At 71.3% G+C, this 12263-nt stretch carries 11 protein-coding genes; 5 read left to right on the plus strand and 6 right to left on the minus strand.

What is annotated here, in order from left to right; genetic code table 11:
* Window positions 1-46 precede the first annotated feature (46 nt).
* Window positions 47-1594, plus strand: coding sequence for a SulP family inorganic anion transporter (locus ABZ906_RS33215; RefSeq protein ID WP_361184041.1), 1548 nt, complete (start codon window positions 47-49; stop codon window positions 1592-1594).
* A gap of 234 nt (window positions 1595-1828) precedes the next feature.
* Here ABZ906_RS33215 and ABZ906_RS33220 read toward each other — a convergent pair whose 3' ends face one another.
* The 4 genes from ABZ906_RS33220 to ABZ906_RS33235 form a co-directional block, all read right to left on the minus strand.
* Window positions 1829-3895, minus strand: a complete 2067-nt coding sequence (locus ABZ906_RS33220; protein ID WP_361184043.1) for an iron ABC transporter permease — start codon at window positions 3893-3895, stop codon at window positions 1829-1831.
* A 6-nt stretch (window positions 3896-3901) separates the two neighbouring features.
* On the minus strand, window positions 3902-4882 hold the full coding sequence (locus tag ABZ906_RS33225; protein ID WP_361184046.1) for an iron-siderophore ABC transporter substrate-binding protein: 981 nt from the start codon (window positions 4880-4882) through the stop codon (window positions 3902-3904).
* Window positions 4879-5751 (minus strand): ABC transporter ATP-binding protein, encoded by an 873-nt coding sequence (locus tag ABZ906_RS33230; protein ID WP_361184049.1) that lies wholly within the window; start codon window positions 5749-5751, stop codon window positions 4879-4881. The genes ABZ906_RS33225 and ABZ906_RS33230 overlap by 4 nt, the downstream gene beginning before the upstream one ends.
* 160 nt (window positions 5752-5911) lie before the next feature.
* Window positions 5912-6517 carry a hypothetical protein gene (locus ABZ906_RS33235; RefSeq protein ID WP_361389350.1) on the minus strand — a complete coding sequence of 202 codons (606 nt, stop codon included), beginning with the start codon at window positions 6515-6517 and terminating at the stop codon, window positions 5912-5914.
* A 305-nt stretch (window positions 6518-6822) separates the two neighbouring features.
* Between ABZ906_RS33235 and ABZ906_RS33240 the strand changes: the two genes are divergently transcribed.
* From ABZ906_RS33240 to ABZ906_RS33250, 3 genes are all read left to right on the plus strand, one after another.
* Window positions 6823-7743: a YihY/virulence factor BrkB family protein gene (locus ABZ906_RS33240; RefSeq protein ID WP_361184053.1), complete on the plus strand. Its 921-nt coding sequence runs from the start codon at window positions 6823-6825 to the stop codon at window positions 7741-7743.
* A 224-nt stretch (window positions 7744-7967) separates the two neighbouring features.
* Entirely contained in the window at window positions 7968-8855 is an 888-nt protein-coding gene (locus ABZ906_RS33245; RefSeq protein WP_361184056.1) for a PRC and DUF2382 domain-containing protein, read from the plus strand.
* A gap of 219 nt (window positions 8856-9074) precedes the next feature.
* On the plus strand, window positions 9075-9824 hold the full coding sequence (locus ABZ906_RS33250; RefSeq protein ID WP_361389352.1) for a dienelactone hydrolase family protein: 750 nt from the start codon (window positions 9075-9077) through the stop codon (window positions 9822-9824).
* A gap of 31 nt (window positions 9825-9855) precedes the next feature.
* Here ABZ906_RS33250 and ABZ906_RS33255 read toward each other — a convergent pair whose 3' ends face one another.
* Complete coding sequence (locus ABZ906_RS33255) at window positions 9856-10254, minus strand: VOC family protein (RefSeq protein WP_361389355.1); 399 nt, start codon at window positions 10252-10254, stop codon at window positions 9856-9858.
* Window positions 10255-10345: 91 nt separating this feature from the next.
* On the opposite strand from ABZ906_RS33255, the gene ABZ906_RS33260 reads away from it, so the two are divergent.
* Window positions 10346-11350, plus strand: a complete 1005-nt coding sequence (locus tag ABZ906_RS33260) for a YafY family protein (RefSeq protein ID WP_361389358.1) — start codon at window positions 10346-10348, stop codon at window positions 11348-11350.
* Between the two features lie 22 nt (window positions 11351-11372).
* Here ABZ906_RS33260 and ABZ906_RS33265 read toward each other — a convergent pair whose 3' ends face one another.
* Window positions 11373-12212, minus strand: coding sequence for an NAD(P)H-binding protein (locus ABZ906_RS33265; RefSeq protein WP_361389361.1), 840 nt, complete (start codon window positions 12210-12212; stop codon window positions 11373-11375).
* Window positions 12213-12263 lie beyond the last annotated feature (51 nt).

Genomic DNA, 12263 nt, shown 5'->3' on the forward strand with positions numbered 1-12263 from the left:
GCGCCCCACCGACCGGCCCGCTCTCACGACAGGACCCCCCACCCTCATGTCCGACATCCTCTCTTCATTCCGCTCCCCCTTCCGCCCGCTGCGTGAACCCGGCGTCAAGCGCAAGGACTTCCTCGCCTCACTCGTCGTCTTCCTGGTCGCCCTGCCGCTGTGCGTCGGCGTGGCGGTCGCTTCCGGCGTCCCCGCCGAACTGGGCCTGGTCACCGGCATCGTCGGCGGCCTGGTCGTCGGCATGCTGCCGGGCAGCGCCCTCCAGGTGAGCGGGCCCGCCGCCGGCCTCACCGTGCTCGTCTTCGAGGCCGTGCAGGAGTTCGGGCTCGGCATGCTCGGCGCCATCGTGCTGCTCACCGGCGCCCTGCAGATCATCCTCGGCCTGCTGCGCTGCGGCCGGTGGTTCCGCGCCATCTCCGTGTCCGTCGTCCAGGGCATGCTCGCGGGCATCGGACTCGTGCTGATCCTCGGCCAGCTGTACACCATGGCCGGGGCCGAGCAGCCGCGCTCCGGAATCGACAAGATCACCGGGCTCCCCGGGCTCCTGGTCGACGTCCTCGGCGACACCACCGCCCTGACCGCCGCGGCCGTGGGCCTCGGCACCATCGCCGTGCTCGTGCTGTGGCCGAAGCTGCCCGCGAGCGTCCGCGTGGTGCCCGCCCCGCTGGCCGCCGTCGCCCTGGCCACCGCCGTCACCGCCGGACTGCGCCTCGACGTGGCCAACGTGACGGTGCGCGGCCTCTTCGACGCCATCCAGCCGCCGGGCTTCGGCGACCTGGCCGACCTGGGCAGCGTGGCCGTGCTCGGCACCGTCCTGGCGTTCACCCTGATCGCCTCCGCCGAATCGCTGTTCAGCGCCGCCGCCGTGGACCGCATGCACGACGGGCCGCGCACGCAGTACGACAAGGAACTCGTCGCCCAGGGCGTCGGCAACACGGTGTGCGGTGTACTGGGCGCCCTGCCCATGACGGCGGTCATCGTGCGCAGTTCGGCCAACGTCGAAGCCGGCGCCCGCACCCCGCTCTCGCGCATCCTGCACGGCGCGTGGCTGCTTCTCTTCGCCGTGCTGCTTCCGGCCGCGCTCGGCATCATCCCGCTGGCGGCGCTCGCCGGTGTCCTGATCCACGCGGGCTTCAAGCTGATCCCCGTCAAGGCGATCGTCCCGCTGGCCCGCTCCCACCGGGGCGAGGCCCTGGTCCTTGCCACCACCGCCATAGCCATCGTGGTGACCAACATGTTCGAGGGCGTGGTGCTCGGCCTGGTGCTCGCGGTGGTCAAGTCCGCCTGGGACACCTCGCACGTGAACCTGGACGTACGGGAGCTCACCGGCGGCCGGATGGTGGTCACCCTCACCGGCAACGCCACGTTCCTGCGCCTCCCGCGCATCCTGGAGACGCTGGAGGCCCTGCCCAAGGACCGGCCCATCGAGCTGGATCTGACCGAGGTGCGCCACCTGGACCACGCCTGCCGTACGACGCTGGAGAACTGGGCGCTGCGCCACAACGACAGCGGTACGGAAGCGGTGCGGATGAAGACGTTCCCGGAGGACGACTCCGACGCCGAGCGCCCCATAGAGGCACCGATACGGCGCTGACACCGCCCGCCCCATGAACCGCCGTGCCGCCCGCCACCCGCCCCGGCGGCGAGCGGCACGGTGTTCCCGGCACTCTCGATGTTCCCGGCGATCCCGGTGTACTCGGCGTTCTGGCGGGCCGCTGAAATTCTTCGGCCGCACCAGGCGTGAACCCCGCTTCGCCGGGCACTCGCTTAATTGGCCCCGCCGCGTCCCCCCGTCGCGGCGGGGCCGTCTGCGTGATCGTCCGGCCCGCTACCGGCGGCTGCGCACCAGCAGGTACACGAAGTAGGGCGTTCCGACGACGGCCGTCATGAGTCCCGCGCCCATCTGCGCCGGGGCGATCACGGTGCGGCCCAGCAGGTCGGCGAGGCAGACGAGGGTGGCGCCGAGGAGTATCGCGACCGGGACGACGCGCGCGTGCCGACGCCCCACCAGGGCGCGCGCCGCGTGCGGTGCCACCAGACCCACGAAGCCGATCGTGCCGGCCGCGGCCACCGCGGTGGCGCTCAGCATCACGCTGACGACGAGGAAGCCGAGGCGGCCACGGGACAGGTTCAGGCCCAGGAGCCGGGGGGTGTCCTCGTCGAGCGAGACCAGGTCGAGTTCCTTGCGGCGGGCGAGGGCCACGACCGTTCCGACGACGAGCACGGCGGCCACCGGCAGGATGTCGGAGCCGCTGCGTCCGTAGGTGGAACCCGAGAGCCAGATCAGCGCCTTGGTCGCGCTGAACCGGTCGGTGAGCACGATGAGCAGGCTGATGAGCGCCGTCGTTCCCGAGGCCACGCCGATGCCGACGAGGACGAGCCTGCTGCTCTGGAAGCCGCCCTTGGCCGCGAGCCCGAAGACGACCACGGAGCTGACCGCGGCGCCGGCGAACGCCGCGCCCACGATGCTCCACGGCCCTGCGCCCGGTGCCGAGGTGACCAGGATGATGGCGCCGAGCGCCGCTCCGCCGGAGACGCCGAGGACGCCGGGTTCCGCGAGCGGGTTGCGGGTCACGGACTGCACGAGCGTGCCGGACAGCGCGAGCGCGGCACCCGCGGCGAGGGCGGCGCCCACCCGGGGCACGCGGGTGTCGAGGACGAAGGTGATGGCCTGGCCCGACTGGCCCCGCACCCAGTTGACGACGTCGCCGAGCAGGAACGTGCTGTCGCCGACGAGCACCGCGGCGATCGTGACGCCGACCAGCGTGCCCACGAGCAGCACCAGGGTGATGACGTAAGCCGTCCGGCTGGGTATGCGCAGCCGGTCCGGTGCGGCGGCATTGCCGCTGTCGCGGGTGCGCATCGCCATGACGACCAGGAACACGGCGCCGACGACGCTCGTGATGACGCCGGTGGGCACGGTGACCGCGGTCTGCGCCGACGTCACGGCGCGCAGCAGCACGTCGGAGCCGAGCACCAGGGCCGCGCCCACGAGACCGGCGACGGGGATGCGGGCCCGATGGCGTACCAGGGCGCGGAAGCGGCCGGCCAGGGGCCGCACCAGGGCCGGCGCGCACAGTCCCACGAAGGCGATCGGGCCCGCCAGGGTCACCGTCGCGGCAGCGAGCAGCGACGCGAGGACGACGGCGGTGACGCGCGTACCGCGGACCGGGATGCCGAGCCCGTGCGCGGCGTCGTCGCCGAGGGCCAGGGCGTCGACGCGGCGCGCGATCAGCAGGAGCCCCACGAGTGCGGCCACGATGACGGGCGCCATCTGGGACACCCCGTCGAATCCGTTCTGGCTGATGCTCCCCTGGCCCCACTGATAGAGGCCCTCGGTGCGTTCGGGGAACAGCAGGAGCAACGCGTCGGTGATGGCGTTGAGTCCCAGGGCGAGCGCGCTGCCCGCGAGGACGAGGCGCACCGTTCCCGCGCTGCGTCCCGCGAGGGCGAGGACGACGGCGGCCGCGGCGAGGCCGCCGACGAACGCCACTCCCGAGGAGGCGAGCAGCGGAGCCGTCGCGCCGCTGGCGACCAGGGCGGTCAGGGCGAGGTAGGAGCCGGCGTTGACGGCGAGGGTGTCCGGTGCGGCGAGCACGTTGCGGCTGACCGCCTGCAGGGCGGCGCCTGCCGCGCCGAGCGCGACGCCGACGAGTATCCCGGCGAGCATGCGCGGCATGCGTGAGGCGATGACGACGGAGGAGTCGCCCGGCTCGGCCTGGCCGGTGAGGGCTTTCCACACCTGTCCTGCGCCGACCGACGCGGTGCCCTGCGTGATGTCGATGACGGCGAGAACGGCGACGAGAAGTACGAGACCGGCCGTCACCGCGACCGCGCCCGTGGGGGATGCGACCGCGCGCTCGGGCGTGGTGGAGGGCGTTGCGGTGACGGCCACGGTCTCCTACTTCTTCAGGGTGTCGATGAGGGCGTCGATGTACGCCTCCATCGCCTCGGGGCCGCCGAACATCCAGATGCCGTCGGGCAGGCGGTGGACCTCGTCGTCCTTGACGAACGGCAGCGACTTCCAGACGGCGTTGTCGGCGAGTTCGTCGGTGAACACGTCGGAGCTGCCGTCGTCCTTGTTGCCGATGTAGACGAACTTCACGTCGTCGCCGAGCTTCGTGAGGCCCTCGACGTCGGTGGTGGCGAGCCCGTAGTCCTTGTCGCCCTTGATCTTCCAGTCGTTCTTCAGGCCGAGGTCCTCGTTGACGGCGCCGAGCAGGGAGTTGCTCGTGTAGCCGCGTACGGAGACCTGGTTGGAGGCGGCGTAGCCGTCGGCGAAGGCGATCTTCGAGCCGTCGAGCTTGGCCTCCTTCAGCGCCTTCTTGCCCTCGGCGACCTTGGCCTCGTACGACTCCTTGGCCTTCTTGGCCTCGTCGGTCGTGCCGGTGGCCTTGGCGATGACGTCGAGCGTGTCCCACATCTGACCGACCTGGTCGGCGCCGTCGGCGGCCTTGACCTGGAGGACGGGGCCGACCTTCTTCATCTGCTTCACCGCGGAGGCCGACATGTCGGTCGTGGTGACGATGAGGTCGGGGGTGAGACCGGCGAGGGTGTCCATGCTCGGCTCACCGCGGGTGCCGATGTCCTTGGGGTCATTCCCCAGCGGTACAGCGGAGTCCCACGCCTTGTAGCCCTTGACGTCGGCGACGCCGACCGGGTCGACGCCGAGCGTGACCAGGGACTCGACGACGTTCCACTCGGTGCCGACGACCTTCTTGGCCGGGCCGTCGAGCTTCACCTGCGCGCCGTTCGCGTCCGTGAGGGTGATCGGTTCGGACTTCTTCTCCGCGCTGTTCTCGGCGGGCTCGGAGGTGCCGCAACCGGACAGAACGAGGGCTGCGGCCGTGGCGGCGGCCGCGGCGATGAGGGTGCGTCTCATGAGGAGGTGTGGAGCCTTTCGCTTCTGCTGTGGTGGCGGCCTATCGCGCGGGTGCGCAGCCGGCCGGTGAGGGGGTCTGTGTCGACCTCGATGCGGATGCCGTACGTCTGGGACAGGCGCTCGGGTTGCAGTACGTCTTCGGGGGCGCCGTCCGCGACGATGCGCCCGGAGTCGAGGAGGGCGATCCGGTCGGCGACGGCGGCCGCCTGGTCGAGGTCGTGCAGGACGACGCCGACGGCGATGCCGCCGTCGTCCGCGAGGTCACGCATGAGGTCGAGGAGTTCGATCTGGTAGCGCAGGTCGAGGTAGGTGGTCGGCTCGTCGAGGAGGAGCACGCCCGTCTCCTGGGCCAGGCAGCTGGCGAGCCACACGCGCTGCAACTGCCCGCCGGAGAGCTGGTCGACGGCGCGGTCGGCGAATCCGTCGACGCCCGTCATGCCGAGCACCCGGTCCACGACGGCGGCGCCGCCGGTGTCGGCCTGCCCCCAGCGGCCCCGGTAGGGGTAGCGGCCGAACTCCACGACATCACGGACGGTCAGGCCGCCGGGGGTGGGGCGGCCTTGGGTCAGCAGGGCGACGCGCCGGGCGAACTGGCGGGCGGTGAGGTCGAAGCCGTCGGCGGCGTCGTCCGTACCGGAGTCGAGGGTCAGCGTGCCGTGCCGGGCGTCCTGCAATCGGGCGACGGTGCGCAGCAGCGTCGACTTGCCGCTGCCGTTCGGGCCGACGAGGGCGGTCACTTCGCCGGGCCTGAGCTGGAGGGCCGCGTCGTGCACGACGTCGACGCCGTCGTACGACACGGTCATGTGCTCGGCGGACAGTTCGTGACCGCGCGGACGTGTGGCGCTACCTGCGCGTTCACCTGATCTCACGGCGTGAAGGTTAGCCTAACCTTATTCTGGCTGGAAGTAGGGGGCCGGAATCAGGGCGAAGCGCACGAGCGACGCCGCAGGGACCACGACCGGATGAGCCCCCAACGCGGCGGTGCCGCCCACCGAATGGATCGATGGACGGCACCGGGGAAAGGCTGTGTCAGTACAGCTTGGCGACCGCCTTGAGGGTCGTGGCCTTGAAGTCGGCCACCTGGGCGTTGGCGAAGTTGCCCATTTGTCCCCACTTGACGAGCGTCACCGTGGAGCCGTCCCGGCCGACCGAGAACATGTTGATGTCGGTGGCTCCCCACGAGGCTTCGGTGTGGACGCCGTAGACGTGCGCACCCTCCTCGACGTTCAGTTTCCCGTAGTACTTCTGCTTCGCGGTGATCTCGGGATCCTGCTTCATCAGCTTCTCCGCGCAGCCGTCGAGGTTCTTGCGCAGCAGCGCGGCGAAGTCCTTGGCGCGCTGCTCGCTGCGCTCGACGACCGTCACCTGGAGGGCGCCGGTATCGAGGTCCGTGCGGTAGGCGCGGTGCACGGAGGTCGACGGCAGGGCTTCGCCCACACACATCGGCAGCGGGTCGGGCTGGCCCGCGGTCACCGGACCCGCGGTCCACGCCGAGGTCGCGTGCGGCGGCAGTTCGGAAGGAGACAGGAACCGGGGCGAGCCGGCGGCGGCCGCCGGGCTCGTACCGGCCACCACACCCGCCACGGCCACCGCGGCACCCAGAGCACACAGTCCTCGGCTCATACGAACGCTCATGATCGTCAACTCCCCGTTTCGGAAAGGCCAGCTTGCCTGTTGCTGACTCCTATGCCACTTACGACCCGCGACACCCCGCACCCGTTGCCCCCGTCCGCGTCACAGCCCTGTCCCCTATGTCATAGAACGGAAACCTCCGCTAAGCGTTGACGTGCGCGGACCCGCTTCAACCCCCGGATGGCGGGAAGGGGAAGATTGCTTTCCGCCCGCATCCGCGTGACGGAACCGCGCGGCGCGTGTCCAAGGGGTCGAGCCGGGAAGGTGGCGCAGTGCGCCGCCTGCAAGAAACAACGAGGAGTAGCCCCATGGACAGTTCCGCGACGCCCGCGCGTGCGGCATCCGCCCGCGTCTCGGACGGACCGGGCGCGCTGCCCGCTCCCGCCGGGCGGACCGGGACCCCCTCCCCGTGGGCCCAGCGGGGTGCCGCGCTGCGCCGCACGCCGGTGGCCATGTGGAACGACGACGTGTCGGACTGGGCCGCGGCCCTGACGTACTACGCGATCCTCGCCCTGCTGCCCGCCCTCCTGGTCACGGTCAGCCTGATCAGCCTGGTGAGTCCCGGTACGACACAGACGCTCATCGCCGAGGTCACCGACTGGGCACCCGCGCAGTCGGGCAGCGCGTTGAACGAGGCGCTGACCGAGATGGCGGGCGCGCGTTCGGCCGCGGTGACGGTCGTGGTCGCCGGTGCGGTCAGCGCGCTGTGGTCCGCGTCCAGCTACGCGGCCGTCTTCCGGCGGGCGCTGCACGCGATGCACGGCATACCGGACACGCGGCCCGCGTGGCGCAAGGCGCACCGTGTGCTGATGACCGCGCTCTCGCTGCTCGCGCTGCTGACCGCCAGTGCGCTAGTGCTCGTCCTGAGCGGCGGGCTCGTCGAGACCGTGGGACGTCGCGCCGGAGTCGGCGACGCCGGTCAGGCGGTATGGAGCGTCCTGAAATGGCCCGCTCTGGTCTGCCTGGTGGTCCTGCTGGTGCTCGTGCTCTTCCGCAACGCGCCGCCATCGGAGCGCGGTTGGCGCCGCAGCCTGCCGGGCGGCTTGCTGGCCGCGCTGCTGTGGCTGGTGTCCTCGGGCCTCTTCACCTTGTACGCGTCGGGCTTCGGCACCTACGGCAAGCTCTACGGTTCCCTGGCGGGAGTGGTCGTCTTCCTGGTGTGGCTCTGGGTGTCGAATCTGGCGCTCCTTGCGGGTGCCCAGTTCACGGTGGAGATGAACCGCGACTGAGCCGGGCCGTCACTCGGATGGCCTAAGACGGGGTGCGGCGGGCCAGATCGGGTCGGGGGGCCGCAAACAGCCCGTCGGACGGGTTCTGGCCCACTATCCGCACACGCTCAGTGACTCTCCTGGTTGCGGCATGCACCGGTCGGGCGCGCGATGGAGGGGACGCGTGCGACGTCCGTGGCGAGATTCGATTCTGCCCGTCGCGCGCTGCGAGGGAGTGATCACCCATGACTCAGGGCGAGGCCTTCACCAGCGCCGACGGGCTCGCGGGCCTGACGGCCTATGACCGTACCGGCGAGAAGATCGGCAGCGTCGAGCAGGTGTACCTCGACGACCGAACTGGCCGTCCCGAGTGGGTGACCGTCAAGACCGGTCTCTTCGGCATGAAGCAGAGCTTCGTGCCGCTCGCCGGTGCACGCCGCCAGCAGGACGAGCTGCACGTGGCGGCCACGAAGGAGGCCGTCAAGGAGGCCCCGCGCGTGGACGCCGACCAGCACCTCGACCAGAGCGAGGAGCAGGACCTCTACGCGCACTACGGCCTCACCCGGTCCACGCAGTCCCGTCCCACCCCGGCGGCGGGCGGCCGCGGCAGCGCGGGCATGGCCGGAGCCGGTGCCGGAGCCGGCATGGGCATGGGTGCCGGCGAGCGCGAGATGGCGGCGAGCCGCTCCGGTGCGCGCGACGACCACACGAACGAGATGATCCGCTCCGAGGAGCAGCTGCACGTCGGTACCGAGGAGCAGGAGGTCGGCCACGCCCGCCTGCGCAAGGTGGTCGTCAGCGAGGAAGTGAAGACCTCGGTCCCCCTCTCCCACGAGGAAGTTCGCGTCGTACGCGAGCCCATCCGCGAGGGCGAGCGTACGCGGGCGAACATCGGCGAGGAGCAGACCGAGGTGACCCTGCACGCCGAGCGGGCGGTGGTCAGCAAGGAGTCCGTGCCGGTCGAGCGTGTGCGCCTGGAGACCGAGAAGGTCACCGAGACCCAGGAGGTCTCCGACACCGTGCGCAAGGAGCAGATCGAGTTCGACGACGCCAAGGGCGAGCGCGGCATGAAGGGCGAGCGCGGCGCCAAGGGCGAGAACTGGCGCGACCGCAAGCAGGGCCCGAGCCACTGACGCCCCTCGTGGCGCCCCGGTAGAGGGCAGCTGACGGTGGAGGGAGGGAGCACCCGGCAGGAGTGCTCCCTCCCTCCACTTTCATGTTCACGTCCAGCGACCCCGATGAAGCGCGGCGGCTACGCTGGCGCGGCGTCCCGGACGAAGACAAAGACGAACACGCAAAAGACGAACACGCGGGCTGTGCACCGGAATCAGCCCAAGGAAGGAAAGAAGACTTTGCCCAGCAAGACAGTGCAGATTCCCACCCCGGACGGCCAGGCCGACGCTTTCGCCGCTTTCCCCGACCACGGCGTGCGGCACCCCGGCGTGCTGCTCTACCCGGACGCCTTCGGTGTGCGGCCCGAGTTGGAGGAGAAGGCCCGCGAACTGGCCGAGCGCGGGTACTACGTGCTCGTCCCCAACCTGTACTACCGAAACGGCCCGGCGCCGGTGATCGACCTTCCCGAGCACATCGGAGAAGACGCCCGCCCCGCGGTCTTCGGCAAGCTGATGCCCCTGATCGAGGCACACACCACCGAACGCGTCCTGCGTGACGCCGACGCCTACCTCACCTTCCTCACGGCCCAGCCCGAGGTCGGCCCCGGGCCCGTCGCCACCATCGGCTACTGCCTGGGCGCCGCCCTGGCGATGCGCACCGCGACCGCCCACCCCGACCGGGTGGCCGCCGTCGCCGGATTCCACCCCGGCTTCCTGGTCACCGACGCCCCCGACAGCCCGCACCGTCTCGTCGGGAAGCTCGCCGCCGAAGTCCACCTCGGCCTCGCCGAGGGCGACCTCACGTCCGAGGCGATCAGCGACCTCAACCAGTCCCTGCACGCCGCGGGCGTCACGCACTCCATCGAGATCTACCCCGGCACCATCCACGGCTTCACCATGTCCGACACCGACGCCTTCGACGCCTCCGCGCTCCAGCACCACTGGGACCGCCTGCTCCCCCTCCTGGACCGCACCCTGTCCAGGAGCTGAGGCATGGGCGCTGGGGCCGGCCCGGCCGGTCTCAGCGGCCGAACTTCTCGATGGCGGCCGGTGTGACGGGGGTGAAGAAGTTGACCAGGTTGCCATCGGGGTCGCGGAAGAGGAGCGAGCGGTTGCCCCAGGGCAGCGTGGTGGGTTCGTTCACGAAGTCCTCCACGAAGGCGGTCAGGTTCTTGTGCACGCCGTCCACGTCGTCGACGAGGAATTCGAGGATGACGCTGTGGTTGTCGGCCGGGCGGGCGGATCCGGGCGAGAACAGCGGGACCGTACGGGTGCTGCCGATCGCGAGGGTCGCGGAGGCGACCCTGAGCTCGGCGAAGTCCTCGGTGGACCAGTCGGCGGCTACGCCGGTGGCACGCTCGTAGAAGTCGACGAGGCGCGCGACGTCGCTCGTGATGATGCGGACAGAGACGAAGTTCATGGGTCTTCTCCTGGTCGTTCCGTGGCTCTGACCAGAGGCTATGACCAATACCGGACGGAACCCGCCCGGTATATCGGGGAGACTTCTGAGCATGCCCCGCCCCATCGCCCGCGTGCTGGCCCTGCTGGAGCTCCTTCAGTCGGGCGGCACCAGAACCGCGTCCGAACTCGCCGACCGGCTCGACGTCGACGAACGCACCGTGCGGCACTACGTCGGCCACCTCGTCGACCTCGACGTGCCCGTCGAAGCAGTGCGCGGCCGCTACGGCGGCTACCGCCTCTCCCCCGGCTACCGCATGCCTCCGCTGATGCTCGGCGACGACGAGGCGCTTGCCGTGCTCCTCGGCCTGGTCGCAGGCCGCAGAACCGGCCTGACGACCGCCGCCGGTACGGCGAGCGAGACGGCGGCTGCCAAGATCCGCCGCGTGCTGCCCGAGCGGCTGCGGACCCGGCTCGACGCCGTGCTCGACACCCTCGCCTTCACCGCTCCGCCCGGCGAAGCGGTCACCCCGGAGTCCGGGGTCCTGCTGCCGGTCGCCGACGCGGTGAACCACCACCGCCCGATCTCGATCCGGTACACCGACAGGAACGGCCGCGGCAGCGAACGCACCCTGCACCCCCACGGGCTCGTCGCTCACGCGGGCAAGTGGTACGTGACGGGGGCGGACCTCACAAGCGGCCAGGACCGCACGTTGCGCCTGGACCGCATCACCGACGTACGGACCCTGCCGGGCTCGTTCGAGCCGCCCGCCGGCCTCGACCCGGCCGAGCGCGTGCTGACGGGGCTCGCCACGGCCCCGTACCGGCATGAGGTGATCCTGCGCGTCCAGGGCACCGCCGAGCACATCCGCACCCGGCTTCCGCCGAGCGTCGCGATCGTGGAGGAACTGCCGGCCCCCGAGACCCCGGACGGAGCGGAGCCGCGGGCCGAGCCCCGGGTCCGCGTCGAGATGCGCGTGGACCGGCTCGACTGGCTGCCCGCCGTCCTGGCCTCGCTGGACCGGCCCTTCGTCATCGAGCGCCCGGACGAACTCCGCGGCCTCGTCGAAGCCTTCGCCGCTCGGCTCGGGCACTGCGCCCGAGCCGAGCACTCATAGCGACTCGACCCCTTGACGTGTCTCAGCGGAAAGCGGCGATGTTGCGGGTGACCCAGGCGTCGAAGGAGCGCGGGGCGCGGCCGAGGACTCGCTCCACGTCCGGGCTGATCCGCAGTTCGGCCGGGTTCGGGGCGGAGATGATGTCCAGGGTGTCGTCGGCGAGTTCGGCCGGCACGAACCGGACCATCGCGGCCTTGGCCTCGTCGCGGGTGAGCTCGTCGAACCGTACGGGCGAGCCGAGCACGGCCGCGATCGCCTCCGCCTGCTGGCGCGGTGTGATCACCTCCGGCCCGGTCAGCTCGTACACCCCGCCGGTGTGGCGCTCGTCCAGCAGACAGGCCGCCGCCACCTCGCCGATGTCCGCCGGGTCGATGACCGGCACCCCCACGTCGCCGAAGGGTGCGGCGACCGCCCCCTGCGTGCGGACGGACTCCGCCCAGGCGAAGGCGTTGGAGGCGAAGCCGCCCGGGCGCAGGACGGCCCACTCCAGACCGGAGTCGCGCAACGCGTCCTCCAACGCGCGCATCGCGATCCGTGTGGGGCCGAGCGGTCTGGTCGCCACGCCCTGCGAGGACAGCAGGACGACCCTGCTGACCCCGCTCGCCGCGGCCAGGTCGATGATGTCGGCCGGCCTGGCCCCCGGGTCGTGCAGGTCGCCGGACAGCAACAGGAAGAGCGCTTTCGCCCCGTCCAACGCGGGCGTGAGGCTCGCCGGTTCGGACAGGTCGGCCGCCACATGCCGTACGCCGTCCGGCACCGCCGCCGCGTGCCGCGACACCGCCGTCACCTGCTCGCCCGCCTCGGCCAGGGCCTGCGTCAAAGGCCGGCCCACGTTCCCGGTAGCCCCGGTCACCACGATCATGTTCAGCTCCTAGTCCGTTGTGCGGTACGGGAATTGACGCTAGGAGCCGGG

The organism is Streptomyces sp. NPDC046925 (genome assembly GCF_040644915.1).
Lineage (GTDB): Bacteria > Actinomycetota > Actinomycetes > Streptomycetales > Streptomycetaceae > Streptomyces.

Excerpts from the sequence above, each read along its gene's own strand:
- ABZ906_RS33235 (WP_361389350.1), bottom strand. The coding sequence starts at position 6,517 with ATGAGCGTTCGTATGAGCCGAGGACTGTGTGCTCTGGGTGCCGCGGTG.
- ABZ906_RS33245 (WP_361184056.1), top strand. The coding sequence starts at position 7,968 with ATGACTCAGGGCGAGGCCTTCACCAGCGCCGACGGGCTCGCGGGCCTG.
- ABZ906_RS33260 (WP_361389358.1), top strand. The coding sequence starts at position 10,346 with ATGCCCCGCCCCATCGCCCGCGTGCTGGCCCTGCTGGAGCTCCTTCAG.
- ABZ906_RS33215 (WP_361184041.1), top strand. The coding sequence starts at position 47 with ATGTCCGACATCCTCTCTTCATTCCGCTCCCCCTTCCGCCCGCTGCGT.
- ABZ906_RS33225 (WP_361184046.1), bottom strand. The coding sequence starts at position 4,882 with ATGAGACGCACCCTCATCGCCGCGGCCGCCGCCACGGCCGCAGCCCTC.
- ABZ906_RS33240 (WP_361184053.1), top strand. The coding sequence starts at position 6,823 with ATGGACAGTTCCGCGACGCCCGCGCGTGCGGCATCCGCCCGCGTCTCG.
- ABZ906_RS33265 (WP_361389361.1), bottom strand. The coding sequence starts at position 12,212 with ATGATCGTGGTGACCGGGGCTACCGGGAACGTGGGCCGGCCTTTGACG.
- ABZ906_RS33255 (WP_361389355.1), bottom strand. The coding sequence starts at position 10,254 with ATGAACTTCGTCTCTGTCCGCATCATCACGAGCGACGTCGCGCGCCTC.